10 protein-coding genes and 1 riboswitch are annotated in these 16,876 nt (G+C 57.8%); of the genes, 8 read left to right on the top strand and 2 right to left on the bottom strand.

Translation table 11 applies throughout. The annotated features are described in order from the left end of the window. Nucleotides 1–40 precede the first annotated feature (40 nt). From Q3C01_RS16135 to Q3C01_RS16120, 4 genes are all read left to right on the top strand, one after another. Complete coding sequence (locus Q3C01_RS16135) at nucleotides 41–2,503, top strand: CaiB/BaiF CoA-transferase family protein (RefSeq protein ID WP_458146303.1); 2,463 nt, start codon at nucleotides 41–43, stop codon at nucleotides 2,501–2,503. A 425-nt stretch (nucleotides 2,504–2,928) separates the two neighbouring features. Next, nucleotides 2,929–3,852 carry a 3-hydroxyacyl-CoA dehydrogenase gene (locus tag Q3C01_RS16130; RefSeq protein ID WP_458146302.1) on the top strand — a complete coding sequence of 308 codons (924 nt, stop codon included), beginning with the start codon at nucleotides 2,929–2,931 and terminating at the stop codon, nucleotides 3,850–3,852. Between the two features lie 443 nt (nucleotides 3,853–4,295). Further along, nucleotides 4,296–5,189, top strand: coding sequence for a beta-keto acid cleavage family enzyme (locus Q3C01_RS16125; protein WP_458146301.1), 894 nt, complete (start codon nucleotides 4,296–4,298; stop codon nucleotides 5,187–5,189). A gap of 230 nt (nucleotides 5,190–5,419) precedes the next feature. Beyond that, the gene (locus Q3C01_RS16120; protein ID WP_458146300.1) at nucleotides 5,420–6,742 is read left to right on the top strand and encodes an MFS transporter; all 1,323 of its coding nucleotides are present in this window, start codon (nucleotides 5,420–5,422) and stop codon (nucleotides 6,740–6,742) included. A 446-nt stretch (nucleotides 6,743–7,188) separates the two neighbouring features. On the opposite strand, the gene Q3C01_RS16115 is transcribed toward Q3C01_RS16120, so the two are convergent. After that, the gene (locus Q3C01_RS16115) at nucleotides 7,189–7,695 is read right to left on the bottom strand and encodes an avidin/streptavidin family protein (protein ID WP_458146299.1); all 507 of its coding nucleotides are present in this window, start codon (nucleotides 7,693–7,695) and stop codon (nucleotides 7,189–7,191) included. A gap of 386 nt (nucleotides 7,696–8,081) precedes the next feature. Between Q3C01_RS16115 and Q3C01_RS16110 the strand changes: the two genes are divergently transcribed. After that, nucleotides 8,082–8,378, top strand: a complete 297-nt coding sequence (locus Q3C01_RS16110) for a hypothetical protein (protein ID WP_458146298.1) — start codon at nucleotides 8,082–8,084, stop codon at nucleotides 8,376–8,378. 331 nt (nucleotides 8,379–8,709) lie between these two features. Here Q3C01_RS16110 and metE read toward each other — a convergent pair whose 3' ends face one another. Then, nucleotides 8,710–11,040, bottom strand: coding sequence for a 5-methyltetrahydropteroyltriglutamate--homocysteine S-methyltransferase (gene metE / locus Q3C01_RS16105; RefSeq protein WP_458146297.1), 2,331 nt, complete (start codon nucleotides 11,038–11,040; stop codon nucleotides 8,710–8,712). A 103-nt stretch (nucleotides 11,041–11,143) separates the two neighbouring features. Then, nucleotides 11,144–11,368: riboswitch (cobalamin riboswitch) on the bottom strand. Nucleotides 11,369–11,771: 403 nt separating this feature from the next. Here metE and Q3C01_RS16100 point away from each other — a divergent pair. From Q3C01_RS16100 to Q3C01_RS16090, 3 genes are all read left to right on the top strand, one after another. Further along, nucleotides 11,772–12,701 carry a TauD/TfdA dioxygenase family protein gene (locus Q3C01_RS16100; protein WP_458146296.1) on the top strand — a complete coding sequence of 310 codons (930 nt, stop codon included), beginning with the start codon at nucleotides 11,772–11,774 and terminating at the stop codon, nucleotides 12,699–12,701. A 969-nt stretch (nucleotides 12,702–13,670) separates the two neighbouring features. Next, a complete protein-coding gene (locus Q3C01_RS16095; RefSeq protein ID WP_458146295.1) occupies nucleotides 13,671–15,305 on the top strand; it encodes a carbohydrate porin in 1,635 nt (544 codons plus the stop codon). A 97-nt stretch (nucleotides 15,306–15,402) separates the two neighbouring features. Beyond that, nucleotides 15,403–16,812, top strand: coding sequence for an aspartate ammonia-lyase (locus tag Q3C01_RS16090; protein ID WP_458146345.1), 1,410 nt, complete (start codon nucleotides 15,403–15,405; stop codon nucleotides 16,810–16,812). The last annotated feature ends 64 nt before the right edge of the window (nucleotides 16,813–16,876 follow it).

The raw sequence follows: 16,876 nt of genomic DNA, 5'->3' as shown, positions 1-16,876 counted from the left end.
TCCGGCGCGAGCAATTGCGAGATTCGAGAGTTTCCCGCTGATGGCCTTTTTTGACTGGGAAGATGGAGCCGTGGCGGGAGTTTTGTCCGATCTGCGGGTTGTCGAGATTGGCAGCGCGGCGGCAACTAGCTATTGCGCGCGATTGTTTGCCGACTTCGGCGCGGATGTTCAGAAGATCGAGCCGCCGGCGGGCGATCCACTTCGCTATTTTGCGCCGCTCACGCCAATGGGTCAGAGCGCTTGGTTCGCGTTCCTGAACTTCAATAAATCAAGCACGATCATCAATCCCGCTGCCCCGAATGCGAACGCGCAGCTGGCTGCAATGATCGAGAATTGCGATATTCTAATTGACGGCAGGGACATTGATCCGGCCGATTGCCCGTCCATTGACGTCGCTGCGATCCGCCAACGGCGATCCAGATTGATCCACCTCCAAGCGAGCTGGTTCGGCCGCGAGGGTCCTTATGCAGGATTTGCCGCAACCGATACGACTATCCGCGCGCTCGCCGGCCTCGTCAAGCTGGTTGGGCCGGCGGAGGGGCCACCGTTGTACGCACCGGATTTCCAGACTGGTATCCTCGGTGGCCTGTGGGGGTTCATTGCCGCGGCTTCTTCGGCGGTCGTGCAAATCGAAGGCGAAACAGGGCCGTCCTGGTCGGTCAGTATCTTCGAATCGAGTCTCACCATCAGCGAATATCTCATGTTCGAGGCGTCTGCGCGCGGCGAGGTCGTGCGTCGGATCGGCATTAACCGCTTCTGGCCGGTTTTTCCGGGCGGCATTTACGAAACCAAGAAAGGCTGGCTCGGCGTGACGACATTCACGCCCGCACAGTGGCGCGCATTCTGCGACATGCTCGATCTGTCCGATCTGCGCGATAATCCAGCGCTGCTCCTTGGCGAAGAGCGTCTGAAGCAAGTCGAGAGGATTGAACGACAGTTCGTGCCGAGGCTGAAGGCGCGGACAGCGCAGGAGTGGTTTGCGGAGGGACTGAAGCGGAAGATCCCGATCGTACCGGTACCCGACACGTCCGATCTGCTTCTCGATACCGAGAAAAAGGCACGCGGCGCAATCGTGCCTGTCACCCTTGGCCAAGAAGAGGGCAGGACCGCTGGATCAATGCAGCGGCTGACATTGACGCCGCCGCGCCGCGGAGGCAAGGTTCCGGCTCCCGGCGAGCAGCAAGTTTTCGCGGACATCCGAAAGCAGCGATCCCTAGAGGCGTCGCGGACGCCCAGTTGCAACGGTGTCGGACGGCTCCCCCTGCGTGGGATTCGCGTCATTGACTTCACGATGGGCTGGGCGGGCCCGTTGTGCACGCGCACCCTCGCTGATCTCGGTGCGGACGTCATCAAGATCGAATCCACCCAGTACCCGGATTGGTGGCGCGGCGTTGACCGGCGCCCCGCTTACGTTGACGCTCAGATGTACGAAAAGGCGCAAGCCTTCTGCATCATGAACCGCAACAAACGCGGCATCACGCTCGACCTCACGCAGCCCCAGGGCCTTGCTCTTGGCAAGCGTCTTTTGGCGGGAGCCGATGTTGTCGTAGACAATTATTCGGTTGATGTGCTGCCGAAACTCGGACTTGGCTACGATGTGCTCCGAACGCTCAACCCTCGTCTTGTCATGTTGTCAATGTCAGCGTTTGGCGCGAAAAGCCTGTATCGCGATTGTCGGGCATACGGCTCGACTCTCGAGCAGGGCTCCGGGTTGCCGAATGTCGTCGGAAATTCGGAAGGGCCACCCGTGATGAGCCACGTCGCCTTTGGGGATGCCGTTGGTGGATTGAACGGTTGTGCTGCGGTTCTTGTCGCGCTGCTTCATGCCCGCAATACCGGGCTAGGACAGTTCATCGATCTTGCCCAGATCGAATGCATGATACCGTTTGCGGCGCCGTGGATCACTGTGCACTCCATCGGCGGTGTGCCTCCGCCAAGGTACGGTACTCGACATCCCCAGTTCGTGCCGCATGGCTGCTTCCGGTGCGCGGGTGAGGACAGCTGGGTCATGGTAGCCGTTAGCGACGAGAACATGTGGCAGAGGCTTGCCATTCTCATTGGACGGTCAAACTGGGCGACAGATGCCGCGTTGAGGTCTGCCGAAGTTCGCCGCCGCATTGAAGACGAGATTGAAAGAGCCATCGAAGCCTGGACGATTACCCGCGATGCGGATCACGCCATGTCAGAGTTGCAGGCGGAAAGAATTGCGGCCGGCGTGGCCCGACAGCCAGCTGACTTGCTCAAGGACTCGCATCTTAGGTCGCGCGCATTTCTACAGGATGTCGAACGTGCCTTCATTGGCTTGCACCCACAGCCTTCAATACCGATCCGTGATGGCTCGTTGCCCTTTGCGATCCGCACAGCGGCGCCGACGCTCGGAGAGCACAACAGGGAGGTCCTATCAAAACTTCTCGGGCTTTCCGACACGGAGATCGCGCAATTGGCGTCGGATGGCATCATCGGGACGTCGATAGTCTCCGCGGGGAATAGGGGCGATGCCTAACCCGCAACAAGGTCACTCCTGATTTCTATGCTCCGAGCCTTCCGCGCCGCTTATCGCACTACAGGAGGTGGACCAATGCATCCGACGCGTGCTCCGCAAAGAGCCTTTCGCGGCAATTGTGGTCGCAGGAGTTGAAGCGGGGCGACATCTTCTGACCAATAGGCACTCCAGCGCGATCACCGGAGATGGGACGTGCGACGATCTAATGGTCGGGCAATTGGCCCAGCTCTTGCTCCATGTTCTATCGTTACCGTGAAGCTCCGCCGTCGGAATGATCCGCAGTAGAGCACGCCGATGCGAGATGCTTGAGTGTGTCAAACGACTCATATCGAAAGCGCGACCTCACTCATCAGTGAGGGCTGGATCCGCATCTCTATGCAGTTTCGGACGCTATCTCGCCTCACGCACATGGGAGGGAGAATGGCATGACCGACGCTAATGCGATAAAATCGGAACTCTCGCCCGACTGGGAGTTCTCAGTCCGTCGCCGACTATTCTTTCTCGAGGTGAGTACCAACCGTATTCAAGCCATGAATCCGGATGGCTCCGATCGAAAGGCTATTGTTACCGATTGTCGGCTTCCTGACGGAATCGCCATCGATGTCGGTGATGGCCACATCTATTGGACCAATATGGGGTCCGGTGTCGCCGTCAACGATGGTTCGATCGAGCGCGCAAACATCGATGGAAGCGCTCGCAAAGTTATCGTTCCGCCCGGCGTCACGTTCACACCGAAGCAGATCCAGCTCGATCCGAAAGGCGGCAAGCTCTACTGGTGTGACCGCGAAGGGATGCGGGTTATGCGATGCAATCTCGACGGCTCGGAGATGGAGACGCTGATCGAGGCGGGTCGCGGTGACGTGGACCGGCGCGATCCGACCAGGTGGTGCATCGGCGTCACGATCGACACCGAGCGCCGCAGAATTTACTGGTCGCAAAAAGGTCCGGACAATGCGGGCTTGGGCCGAATCTTCCGCGCCGACATTGACATCCCGAAGGGTGAACACCCGGCAAACCGCTCCGACATTGAGGTGCTGTTCAATGACTTGCCGGAACCGATTCACCTTGAATTCGATCCATCGAACCGCGTGCTCTATTGGACCGACCGCGGCGATCCTCCACGTGGCAACACAGTCAATCGCGCGCGAGTCGACATAAAGACGGAGCCACAGATCCTGATCACGCACCTGATGGAGGGAATCGGCATCGCACTGGACGTCCCCGGCAACCAGATGTTCATCACGGACCTCGCCGGCTCGATCTATTCCGCCGATCTCGATGGAAAGAACAAGCGCAATCTCCTCTGGTCCCAAGGAAATTTCACCGGCATCGCGTATGCCGAAATCTAACCGTCGAGAGAATTGAAATGACCGGAAACAAGCCGATTTCGACGACGCGCCGTCGTCGGCACCAGCCTGTTGCCGGGAGCTGCACGACGCTGTCTGCCGTCAGAAGAGCACAGATCATCGCGAACGACATGGCGCTAATGGCAGAAGGTGCGCTGAGGCAGTTCGTGGCGCGCGACGCTCAAGCGGTTGGGCCTCGGGAGCTCGAAACGCCGCTCTCGACCCGGGCCCGCGGCCTCACTCGCGTAAGGTGGCGGCGGCACCGTTCTTGTCCGGAACAACGAGCCCGAACGGCTCAAACGATTGGAATGAATGCGAGGCGTTGGGGACTTCACTTGCCGCAGGAGGTCACTTCCGGCCTGGACGTCTCGCGTCAAAGCGTTCTTGAACGAAGTCGTCAGATCCGCCCATAAGTGAGTTCAGCAGTCGATGTCAGGAGACGTAGTATGAGCTTTGAGCGCAAGGTTATCGTCACGATTGCGCCAACGGGAGGCGTGGTGAAAAAATCTCAAAACCCGCACCTGCCGACCCAGCCCAGCGAGATCGCCGAGGATGTGTATAGGTGCTACGATGCGGGCGCATCTATCGTAGCGTTGCATGCGCGCAGGCCCGATGATGGCGCGACCTGTAATTCGGAGATCTATCAGGACATCAACCACCGGATTCTGACAAAGTGCGGCATCATCATCAATAACAGCACGGGCGGGGGCATCGATGGAGATATGGTGCGATCCATAGGGCCCGGGCTCGATGAGGTTATATTCGAACAGCGTCTAAAGGGTCTCGAAGCCGGGGCTGACATGGCGACATTCGACGCGCATACCGTTCTGGCCAGCTTTAGCGGCCGCGAGATTATCGTTAACACCTCGCCCACCCGCTGCGATATCATGGCAAAACGATTCCAAAAGACGGGCATCAAGCCTGAATGGGAATGTTTCTCACTTTCTCATCTTCTCCAAGATCCGATACGCCTGATCAATAAAGGATTTGACAAGCCGCCCTATTGGATCAATTTCGTTCTTGGCGCCGATCGTGGAATCCAGGGGGGATTACCGTACACTCCGCAGATTCTCGATATGCTCATCGGGAATCTTCCAAAAGGAGCGATGTTCTGCGTAAGCGGGGTCGGTCGAGCTCAGCTACCGGCAACAACTCATGCGGTGCTCGCCGGCGGTCACGTTCGAGTCGGGCTTGAGGACAATCTGTACCTCGAGCCGGGCATACTTGCCACTAACGTGCGGCTCGTCGAGAAAACGGTAAAAATTATCCGAGAACTCGGGTACGAGCCCGCCACTGTAGTGGAAGCTCGTACGATGCTCGGGCTTGCGCCACGCATATAGTCCGATAGTCGATCCATAGCTCTTAATCGGAAGATGACTCGTTGATCCGATAACCGGCTCTCGACCAGGTCCAGAGTGTGAGCGCCAATCCTGGAAAGTGTTGTCGATTGTTAAGAAAGGAGCGGCCGGCAGCGGTCGCAAATATCCTCGACTGTCAGCGTGGTATCGCCGCACAGAATTCGGCCCTCGAGAAAGATGTACTTCGGCGTCCATTTGTAGGAGCAGAACGAGTGGCAGACTCCGTTGCTGCCCAATGTCATAACAACCATGAGGCGAGATCTAGCCTGATCGCGAGCGCTGTTGCCAAAAATAGGCGACGGCTGGTGCCCCTTTTGGTCCTCGCCTACCTCTTCAACAATCTTGACCGGACCAGCGTCGGCATCGCTGCGCTGCAGATGAACGAAGCCATTGGCTTGAGCGCCTCACAATTCGGCTGGGGGGCGGGGATCCTCTTCTTTGGTTACTGCGTGCTGGAAGTCCCCAGCAATATGATGATGTATCGTTTCGGCGCGCGCCGCTGGCTCGCCCGCATTATGGTGACCTGGGGCCTTGCAGCCGCGGCGACGGCGTTCGCCGTTGGACCGTACAGTTTCTACGTGATTCGCTTTCTTCTGGGGGTGTTTGAATCAGGCTTCTTCCCCGGCGTCATTTGGTACCTCTCAATTTGGTTTCCGGCTCGAGCCCGAACGAGCGTCCTTGCCTGGTTCATGGCCGCAACACCGCTGTCCGCGTTGATCGGCAATCCAGTCTCGGCTTTGCTATTAGAAATGGACGGAGTGTGGAGACTGGCCGGCTGGCAGTGGATGTTCTTGATCGAAGGCCTTCCGGCCTGCCTGCTCGGGGTTCTATGCCTCGTCCTGCTTGCCGACACGCCCGACAAGGCCTCGTGGCTGACGTCCACGGAGCGTGATGGGCTGCTGAACGAGCTCGCAAAGGAGAGGAACAAGAATGTCAAGAAGGATCTCTGGGCCGCGATGAAGGACGTCCGCGTGCTCATGTTGGCGGGCATCACTTTCGCATTCACGATCGCATCTTATGGGATCGTCGTCTGGCTCCCCCTGATACTAAAGAGCCGCAACTTGAACAACACGCAGGTCGGCTGGCTCTCGGCCGTGCCCTATCTCTTTGTCACGATAGGCATGTTGTTCTGGGCGCACCTAGTCGATCGTAAGGGGTACAGGATCTGCAACCTGATCGCCGCATTGATGCTTGGCGCCATCGGACTTGTCGGTTCGGTGATGGTCACCTCGCTCGTGCCGGCGCTCACATGCATGACGCTTGCCCTGACCTGCACGATCTCCGCGCGGACAATCCTCTACACGATGCCGCAGAGTTTCCTTGCTGGCGCTGCTGCTGCCGGAGGCATCGCATTCATCAATTCCATTGGTGCCTTTGGCGCCTTCGTCGGCCCATACATGGTTGGCCTTCTTAAGGATGCGACGGGATCCTTTGATGTCGGTATGATCGCAATGGCATTCATCCTGGTTATTGCAACGGGCATCGCCAGCAGCTTCAGACTGCTGGTTACGTGTGATGATAACGTTCCTCTCTGAGCGGGCCGCCTAAGTAGAGGACTTACCTGGCTCGTCTACGTCAATGGAGTGGCAAGCTGATCGAGTACATATGGGTTGCAAGGAGCGGCGTGGCGGCAACGAGCCGATATCAGCGCGCTAGGCAAACGAAATCATTCTATTTGGCGGAGCGCCTTCGCCATTGCCGCCTTGCCGTGACCGCTTGAGGAACTGAGCCTCCTCTGAGGCGTAACTCGATCCTGGCGATTCGCGCAGACCGGTTCGCATATTGGGTCGACGATACGCTGAGCCTGCGGGTACCTCGAATGAATAAAACCGAGCCTGAACAGTTCAGGCATTCAGGCTCGGCAAGACCTCGATCTCTAGATCAAAACCAAATACACGTTGGGCCAGAGCGAACCTCGGCGCAAATGAGGGGGAAAGGTCAGTGTGATGACGTTCCTTGCTTCGCCACGTGGCAGATCATGTCATTTGCGATTCTTTGTATTCGAGAGCTTCTCGCCTGAACCGCTCTTGGGCGCCTCTCCGACAGCGGACAGCAATTTCGATTTGTCCCCGCTTGCGAAGGTGAAAGTGTCCGCGCCGGCGCTGATGCCATTCCATACCACCGGTTCGGCGAGTGAAAGTAGCCAGAGCCCCTGAAATCCCGATGCAGTGTTCAGCTGTCCCGTCCACACTGTTGTCGACCCGCAGCCTACAAAATTCACGGAAAAGCTGATTGCGGTGCCACTATTCGTCCGCGCAAGCCAGCCCGTCACCGTCTGAGGGGTACCTTCATCGCAGCTATTGCTCGCATTGTTCGTGTAAGTGCCGGAAATCGCGCCTGTGTTGGGGTTATAATTATCGACCGCCAGGGTTGAGCCGTATTGGTTCGTCCAGGTCCAGATCGGTTGCGCCGCTGCAGGCGCGGCCAGGAGTAGACCTAGGCAGGCCACCCCCATCCAGTTCATCAATTTCCACTTCGCTTGAGACATATCCGACTCCATATCGCTCCGGTAGCGGAGCGCCTTAGTTATAAAACTCTAGCCGAGCAATTTAAACGAGTACTATTGCATGATAGCGCTAACAGGTTGAAATGTGATTGATGTTTTAGTTCTATGAGGTAGGGTGGTGCGGTTAATCAGACGCGAGCGGCTGATGCGTGGCGGGCCGGTCTTATTCGGGCTATCCGCAGCTCTGCGCCATCGTGTACGGCAACGGCGCGTCCGCTGATCAGTCTTATCTCGGCCGCTTCACTGACAATCCCCCGCGCAGGCACTCTGGGCATGTTGAGGGTGGCCACAGCAGAAGTGAGACCTAGTCCAAGTGCGGCTCGATGTGCTTTGATGCGTGAGATGAAACTGAAATTCGTGGCGCTTCGATGTACATGGTCATTCGCAAGTACCTCCAAGTTCGTTCGGTTGCGGATGCTGCCCGCCGCGCCAAAAGTGGCATCGGTCAGATCCTAAGAGAGGCGCATGGATTCAGATCTTACTATGTGTTGGATGGAGGCGAAGGCATCTGTGTCGCTGTGATGATCTTCGAGGATCGCGAAAGCGCCATTGCGGCCAATCGCAAGATATTGGAGTTTGTTCAAGCAAGCCTGCATGATCTTGAGCTTGGAGACCCCGAAATTGTGGCCGGCGACGTTTTAGTGAATATACGATCTGATCGATGATTGTTCGCGCCAGCGGGGTGGCCATACCTCCGCCGAGTGCCGCGTAGCAAGCCAAAAGCCCGTCTTTGTCGATGACCGAGGGGGCGTACCCGTCGATATTCAGCTGGAGCGAGGCGAGGGCGAGTGACCATCCGCTGCGCGAGATTTGGACGATGGTGAACGAGGCTCGGCGGTGGAGCGCGAGTTTGTCGCGCTCTATTCGCCGATGGGCGGCCGTCGAACCCGCCGAAAAGCTGCTGTGGGCGTGCTGTTTGCGGGCATTTTATTCGATCTCATCGGAGTGGCAAGCTCCGTCAGGCAAATGCGCCCCCATCGCAAGGTCACGCTGGCATCAGCACGCCTTACGGAGTTCACGGGCCGCCGCAACCATGTTGATGAGCGCCGGACGGACTTCCTCCCATTTGCGGGTCTTCAGGCCGCAATCAGGATTGATCCAGAGCTGCGAGTCCGACAGGCGTTGGCGGGCCAAGGCGATGAGATCTCCCATCTCAGTGGCTTCGGGAACGCGCGGCGAGTGGATGTCATAGACGCCGGGGCCGATGTCGTTCGGGTATTTGAAGGCCGTGAACGCATCGAGCAGCTCCATTTTTGAACGCGACGCCTCGATCGAGATGACATCTGCGTCCATCGCGGCAATTGCATCGATGATGGCGTTGAACTCCGAATAGCACATGTGGGTGTGAATCTGTGTCGCATCGGCGACGCCAGAGGAGCAGATGTGGAAGCATTTTACTGCCCAGTCGAGATAGGTCTTCCAATCCGATCGGCGCAGCGGCAAGCCCTCGCGTAGTGCCGCCTCGTCAATCTGGATCATGCTTGCGCCGGCCTTTTCGAGGTCGCCGACCTCGTCACGGATCGCAAGCGCAATCTGGCGGCAGGTCTCGCTGCGCGGTAGGTCATCGCGGACGAAAGACCAATTCAGGATCGCCACCGGTCCGGTGAGCATTGCCTTCATCGGTTTCTTGGTCAGTGATTGCGCGTAGCTCCACCATTTGACAGTCATCGGCTTCGGTCGCGAGACATCGCCGAACAGAACTGGCGGACGAACGTAGCGCGAGCCGTAGGACTGCACCCAGCCGTGTTGAGTGAACACGAAGCCGGAGAGCTGCTCGCCGAAATACTGCACCATGTCGTTGCGCTCGAACTCGCCGTGCACGAGCACGTCGAGACCGATGTCTTCCTGCCACCGTACCGTGCGGGCCGTCTCCTCCTCGAGGAATTGCTCGTATTGCGCGTCGGTCAGTGTGCCCTTGGCACGAGCAGCGCGCGCGTTGCGAACGTCTGCGGTTTGCGGGAACGAGCCGATCGTCGTCGTTGGAAAGGGCGGCAGACCAAAGCGCTTGCGCTGGACATCGGCGCGGCCGGCAAAGGCGCTGGTGCGGCGGCGCATGGCCTCGTCGATCGCCTCCATTCGCCGTGCAACGATCGCGTCGTGGATTTTCGGGGAGGTCTCGCGCGAGGTCGCCGCAAGATCGGATGCGGTCAGCGCGGCTGCGACGCTCGTGTCGCCTGCGAGCGCCTTCGCGAGGACTGCAAGCTCGCTGATCTTCTGTACCGAGAAGGCAAGCCAGCTCTTTACGTCCGGATCGAGAGCGGTCTCGAGCTCAAGATCGATTGGGACATGCAATAGCGAGCAGGAGGGCGCTAGCTGCACGCGATGCTTGCCGAACTTTGCAAGGCCGGGCTTGAGCCGCTCGATGAGTGCCGACAGGTCGGAACGCCACACGTTGCGGCCATCGATCAGGCCGAGCGAGACCACGAGGTCCGCGCGGGCACCGCATTCAATCTGGCTCAATTGTTGGGGCGCTCGGATAAGATCGACGTGCAGTCCAGCCACAGGCAACCCTAGAGCGGTCGTCAGATTATCGCCGATCGCCCCGAAATAGGTGGCAAGCATGATCTTGATGCCAGGTACCTCCTTGGCGAGACACCCGTACGCCCGCTGAAGCGCATTCCGCGTGGTCTCGTTGAGATCAAGCACCAGGCACGGCTCGTCAAGCTGGACCCAATCGGCTCCACGTTTTGCCAGTTCCTTGAGGACCTCGACATAGACTGGCACGAGATCATCGAGCAGCGAAATCGGATCAAACGCCAGATCAGCGCTCTTGCCGAGCTTCAGGAAAGTGACCGGTCCTATCAGAACTGGACGCGTTTGATAGCCAAGGGCTTTTGCCTCCTCATACTCTTCGATCGGTTTTCGTGAGGAGAGCTTGAAGGTCTGATCTTTATGGAATTCTGGCACCATGTAATGGTAGTTGGTATCGAACCACTTGGTCATCTCCTGCGCGGCGGCCCCGCCAGCGTCATGGGTGTGACTGCCACTTGCTTCATGCTCCCCGCCTTGAGAGCCGCGCGCCATGGCGAAATACGTCGTCAGTGAGACGGGACCTCCCTCCCAGCCATATGCTTCGGGAATGGCTCCTACCATGGCGCTCGTATCGAGAACGTGATCATAGAGTGAAAAGTCATTCGACGGGATAACGCTGACGCCAAGCGAGTGCTGACGCGCCCAGTTGGCGACACGAAGACCGGCCGCAGCTTCAAGAAGCTGCCGGCTGCTGATCTTGCCGGCCCAGTAGCCTTCCAGTGCCAACTTGAGTTCGCGGCGTGGACCGATACGTGGCATGCCGAGAGTTGCGAGAGGAAGTGAGAGAATAGACATAGCTTTAACCCCATCATGGTGGGGGCAAAGGCCATGGCGGACGCGGGCAGGAGGGCCGCGAAAGCGCCTGCTGCTTGGCGTACCACCGGACACCCCGCCCGTGGACGATTATGTTGTCAGGGCAGGTCTCCTGGCTCGCGGGTCATCGCCTGCATCCGGCCTTCCCGAAGCATCTGCTTCAGTGACACGTATGGATGCAAACTCGCCGCTTACAGTTGCGGGGGCAGCGCCGGCATTACCTCAATCCTGAGTGGATCGTGAGCGCACCGGCTTCCCTCTTAGCTCCAGATCGAGCGAGACCTGGAGAACCTCGACGCCTCCGATTTATCTGCAAGCGAGGCGGTACGTCAACCTCGGAGGAGGACCACCTTTTCTGCCGGGTATAACGGCCTCTCATGCCCTGCAACACCATGAGTTTCTTGTTCGATCGGCACTGGGCGGCAACGTTCTGCAGCGATCGTCCTGCGGAGCGTAAAGCTTTGTGCTCCGGTCAACTACCAATATTAGCAATTGATCGACCTGGCAGATCAGTCAATCATGGATGAATGACCGTCACGTCGGCCACACCTCACCTGTCGCAGACCCCGTAAAGAGAGAGCAAGAGGGTGGCTCGATGCCGTCACGCGGAGTTTGACGGATCTCACTATCCAGCGATTTGGCGTTCAAGAGCTCCTAACACAGCTGAACAGCTGGTCTGGCGAACAAAAACTGCGAATTTGGAGAGTGCCGCTATGAATGCAACGGACTTGTCGGACAATGTCATTCCCCGCGCCGACATCGTCAAACGCGGAGCGCGCATCGGAGCAGAAATCCGAAACATCAAGCTGTCGGGCGATTTGCCGGACCAAACGATCGCCGCAATTAACGAGCTTCTGCTCGAGAACAAGGTGATCTTCTTTCGCGACCAGGGTCATCTCGACGACGCCGAGCAGGAGCGCTTTGCTCTTCGTTTCGGAAGTCCGGCATGTCATCCGACGCTCGGTGCCATTAAGGGGACGGCGTCGATCATCGAGCTTGATTCGGTCCGCGCCGGCAGCAGGGCCGACCTGTGGCACACCGACGGCACCTTCGTCGATGGCTACCCTAAAATCGCGGTGCTGCGAGGCGTTGTGATGCCACCATTCGGTGGGGATACAGTCTGGTCAAACACCGTCACCGCCTACCTCGACCTGGCGCCGCCGCTGCAACGGCTTGCGGACAAGCTCTGGGCCGTTCACAGCAATGCCTTCGACTACGCAATACTGCCCCGCGCCAGTGAGCTCGACAAGAAACACTTGGACGAAGTCTTCACCAAAACGATTTATCAGACGGAGCATCCAGTCGTGCGCGTCCACCCCGAGACCGGCGAACGCACGCTGCTGCTCGGCGCCCTCGTGCAACGTTTTGTTGGCATCCCGAAATACGATGGCCAGAAGCTGTTTGACCTGTTTCAGTCTCATATCACTGCGCTCGAAAACACCGTGCGCTGGAGCTGGAAGGAAGGCGATGTAGCGATGTGGGACAATCGCGCCACACAACACTACGCGGTGAACGATTACGGCGATCAGCATCGGGTCGTTCGTCGCGCCACCGTCGCGGGCGAGGTACCTGTCAGCATCGATGGTCAGAGCAGCGTAACGCGCATCAAGGCAGCAAAAGAGCCGGCCGCGAAGGTCGCCTAGCCATTCACGGACTTGACCGCGTCCCGGCCGACGCAGACACTGCCTTTGTCACCCATTCCTATCATTCGGCAGCTCGGTCCGCCATCGCATTCATCGATGTCGTCGAAGTCCATCGTGCCTGCTCTCTAACTTAAAAGTGGCAGGGATTCCCGGAGAGGCCGCCTCGGGTTGATGGAGCTGCGTAGAACTGCGAACGAATGAACCGCAAGAGGCGGAACGTGGGTTTGGTTGTGTCAGCACAAGGGCGCGCTTCTTTCGAAAGAATGGCCTCACTCTGGTTTCCCCATCCACTTCTGTTTCTCTGGTCTCTCGATCGGCTTTCTCAACGCATTGGCCTCGACACTTGCCGAGGCCCGGCCGTGCCTTCTTAACCAGAGTCAGCACGTTTCGTTCATCTTGGGCGAGTTCGAATGCCGTCCAATCCAGCGCTATTCAGTAGATTGAAGGTGTGTCGTCTATCGACGAATCTGTTGCGCGTCAGCAGAACCGGCTTGTCTCTCTGAAAGGGGTCCGAGCTAGTCGACCCAATGTCTTTGCGAAGCACGCCATCAGCGCAGCGGACGATCCGACGACTTCGTGGCGACGACGCCAAGAGCGCGCTTTGCGGGTCTCAGGGTCTCTAAACGAGCCAACATCCCGAAATGGCGTTTACTCCACCTCTCGTCGCGGAATGCCCCGGAGAGGCGAGTTATCCAATTGATCGCCATTCGTTGGAAATTGAGCGCGCGAATCGATAAGCAGCGCCTTGCACCCGGTCACCTACCAACCCTGGCAATTGATGCAGCTGTCGGGCACATGGCAATCGTGCGTCTACGAAAGTGGTGCCTCTCACGTTAGGAAGTCGGGATGCAATATGGACCTGGCCGCAGCAACGGGCCTGATGAATCTGCTGTCTCGTCATCTGCAGCTATGGGGTCTACTCCGACTGCGATCTCGCTCGTTTCGTGGAAGCGGATAGCAAACTGTCTTATGCGCTCGTCGAGCGCGCAGGCGCCAAAGGTGTCGGGGCTTCGGGTTCGTCAGTTGCTTTGTCTCGCGGCTCACGCGCTGAAGACGACGCTTCATGAAGCTAACGCGCAGCGATGGATTGCTGTTGCACTGTCCCTGGCGCTGAGTCCCGTTGGGGGAGCGGTGTCGGCACAAGCTGCCAACGAGCCTGGCACCCAAAACGACCGTTCGAGTAAGATTGCTCCGAGGAGAATTCAAAAGAAAGACCTTGCGGCTATCAAATCTCGAAGCGACCGGGCCCAACGAGCCGGGCGTATCACCAGTAGCGCGGCGCTCGCTCAAAATGCGAATTCACTTCCGGCAAAATCCGACGGTGCAGCTCTTCTTGCGAAGACTAGAACTCAGAAGAAGATTGACCCGTACGCAAAGTTCGCGAACCTCCGCGAAAAAGGTATGTGGCTCAATATTCCCGGCCCGGCCGATACGATAGATCAGGATTACGGCGGCGTTAGATCTGCGCTGGCAGAGGTCGGGATCGGCTATGTCGGCGGCACAGTCAATACCTTCGTGGTCAATCAACTGCCGAATGCAGCCAGAAGCACCATCCGCGATCAGCTATATATCGGTCAGAATCCGACATTTCACACCCTGAACTTCATGATCGTGACTTACGATCTCAGCCGCTTTGGGATTCCCGATGGTCAGATCATCGTAGGAGCCCAGCAGCAATATTGGACATGGAAGCCGGGTGGGCCAGATAGAGTCGGGATCAATACGATAGCTTACTATCAGACGGCTTTTGACGGGAAGCTCGAACTCAAAATCGGTTATCTCAGAAATATAAATGAGTTCGTCGGCACGGTGGTCGGAGGAAACGCAGCAGTCAATGTGTTTGGAGCATCATCGAATATCTTGTACCAAGCAGGCATGAGCAACAATGCGGCGCCGACACCAGCTCTCAATCTGAAGTACAATTTTGATGACCGCTTCTACAATAAAGCCTCAATACAGCGTTCACTCAGTCCAGACGGTCAATCTACGCAGATCGCTGAAAATCCGACCGGCTTGAACTGGACTACGACCAACGCGGGCGTTCTTTTTCTCGACGAAACAGGTTACAAGAACAAGGCTGCTCCAGGCTCGCCCGAGACTTGGTTGCGGGCTGGTGCCGGCTTCAACAATAGCAGCTTCACGGACTTGCAGCACCCGGCTCAACCGAGAGCTAACGGCAATAGCGTCTATTACATTGCCGCGGATCGGCAGCTCTGGCAGTCTGATGCCCAAGGCTCGGCAACTCGCGGCATCTATGCGGGATTTTCTGCCATGTACGCGCCGCCTGACCTAAATCGGGTCAGTCAGTACTACGAGCTGCGGCTTTATGCGAAGGGCCTGTTTGACAGCCGGCCGCACGATCAGATTGCCATAGTTGCCACCAACACTGCTTGGAGTAACTTCGCAGTGGATGCTGCCTTGGCAAAGGGACATTTGGCGCATCGCGACAGCACGGCGATTTCGGGAACATACACGGCGCATCTGGCACCCGGGATATATTCGAGCCTGGGACTGACATACATCAATAATCCGACAAGCATCACGTATACGCGCCGTACGGGACACGCGTTGAACTTATTGGTGTCCACGTCGATATTTTTCTAAGCCTCGAGAAGTTTGATGGTTTCTTTATCCGCTACGCTCGCTGCGCGATGGCGGACATTGCCGCTAAGTGCGCCACTGCATAGAAAGAACCGTGGCCATGTCGGAAGGGCAGATTCGAATCGAAGAAGACCTTCTTGGGGAAAGAGCGCTGCCTGCTGACGCGCTTTATGGCATTCATACACTTCGGGCTCTGGAGAATTTCCCACTAACGGGCCGTACGATTGCGACGCTGCCTGAGTTCGTCGCTACAATGGCGATGGTGAAAGAAGCGGCGGCACGGGCCAATCAAGAGATTGGTGCGCTTTCAACCGATCAGGCGAAAGCCATCATCACGGCCTGCCAGGGGCTCCGCGCCGGTAAGTACAATGCTCACCTCACGGTCGACGTGCTCGAAGGCTCGGGTGGCACATCGTCCAACATGAACGTCAACGAGGTAATCGCAAATCTAGCCGCGCGGCTCACCGGAAGGCCGGTTGGTGGCTACGACTTCGTTCATCCAAATGATCACGTCAATCTCGGTCAATCCACCAATGACGTGCTTCCGACGGCCATAAAGCTTGCGGCCTTTCGCGTGTCGGAGGGGGCGTCGCCCGCGTTGATGCAATTGGCCGGTGCATTCTCCGAGAAGAAAAAGGAGTACTGCGAAGCCCTGCGGCTTGGCCGGACATGTTTGCAAGATGCGGTTCCGATGCTGTTCGGTCAAACATTCGGGGGATATGAGGCGGTCGTAGAACGCCACGCGAGGCATGTGCAAGAGCTCCGGCGCCAACTTCTGGTCGTTCCGCTCGGCGGAACTGCCGTGGGTACAGGCCTGAACTCCAGACCGGGATACAAAGAGGCGGTCTTCCGACAGCTGTCAAATCTGTTTGGCGACGAGGTCACACCTGCGGCCGATCCGTTTGACGCAATGCAGAACTTAGATGGGTGTGCTCGGTTCTCCGCTGAACTTCGAAACTCAGCAAATTCCCTTTGGAAAATAGCCAACGACCTCACTGTACTCTCGTCAGGTCCTAGCGGCGCTATCGGAGAGGTCCAGCTGCCAGCGGTGCAGGCTGGATCTTCGATTATGCCTGGCAAGGTAAATCCAGTGGTTCCTATAGCGGTTTGCCAAGCAGCGTTTGCCATCGCCGGGAACGATGCTGCCATCGCAATGGCCTGCCAACAAGGGCTGCTGGAGATTAATTGCTACGGCATGCTGGTCTGCGATCGCCTGATCGATTCGATCACTCTCCTCCAACGTTCGACGACTATCTTCCTCGAACGTTGCGTGCGCTCGCTTTCAGTCAACGAGGAGCGGTGTCGGCATAATCTGCTGGCTTCGAATGCGCTAGCGACAGCGCTGGTGCCCGAGTTCGGGTACGCAACTGTCGCCGGGATCGTGCGGACCTCGCTCAACGAACATCGATCGTTTCTCGATCTCGCCATCGAACGTGGATTGCTGGGGCAGAAAGACGTCCACTCGCTCATGCGCCGCGCTGCGGTTGAACCGACAAGCACGGAGCAGTGAGGGAAGATCTGCCAGGGAGACGAAGTGCAATTCTGGGAGGAGGATTCGAATTGCGGACGTTCTG

It is taken from the genome of Bradyrhizobium sp. UFLA05-109 (genome assembly GCF_054185165.1).
This window is presented reverse-complemented; position numbering and strand designations above follow the sequence as displayed.

Bases quoted from the DNA above. Each gene is read 5' to 3' on its own strand.
- metE (WP_458146297.1), bottom strand. From the start codon at position 11,040: ATGTCTATTCTCTCACTTCCTCTCGCAACTCTCGGCATGCCACGTATC.
- Q3C01_RS16125 (WP_458146301.1), top strand. From the start codon at position 4,296: ATGAGCTTTGAGCGCAAGGTTATCGTCACGATTGCGCCAACGGGAGGC.
- Q3C01_RS16130 (WP_458146302.1), top strand. From the start codon at position 2,929: ATGACCGACGCTAATGCGATAAAATCGGAACTCTCGCCCGACTGGGAG.
- Q3C01_RS16115 (WP_458146299.1), bottom strand. From the start codon at position 7,695: ATGTCTCAAGCGAAGTGGAAATTGATGAACTGGATGGGGGTGGCCTGC.
- Q3C01_RS16135 (WP_458146303.1), top strand. From the start codon at position 41: ATGGCCTTTTTTGACTGGGAAGATGGAGCCGTGGCGGGAGTTTTGTCC.
- Q3C01_RS16110 (WP_458146298.1), top strand. From the start codon at position 8,082: ATGTACATGGTCATTCGCAAGTACCTCCAAGTTCGTTCGGTTGCGGAT.
- Q3C01_RS16100 (WP_458146296.1), top strand. From the start codon at position 11,772: ATGAATGCAACGGACTTGTCGGACAATGTCATTCCCCGCGCCGACATC.
- Q3C01_RS16090 (WP_458146345.1), top strand. From the start codon at position 15,403: ATGTCGGAAGGGCAGATTCGAATCGAAGAAGACCTTCTTGGGGAAAGA.
- Q3C01_RS16095 (WP_458146295.1), top strand. From the start codon at position 13,671: ATGCGCTCGTCGAGCGCGCAGGCGCCAAAGGTGTCGGGGCTTCGGGTT.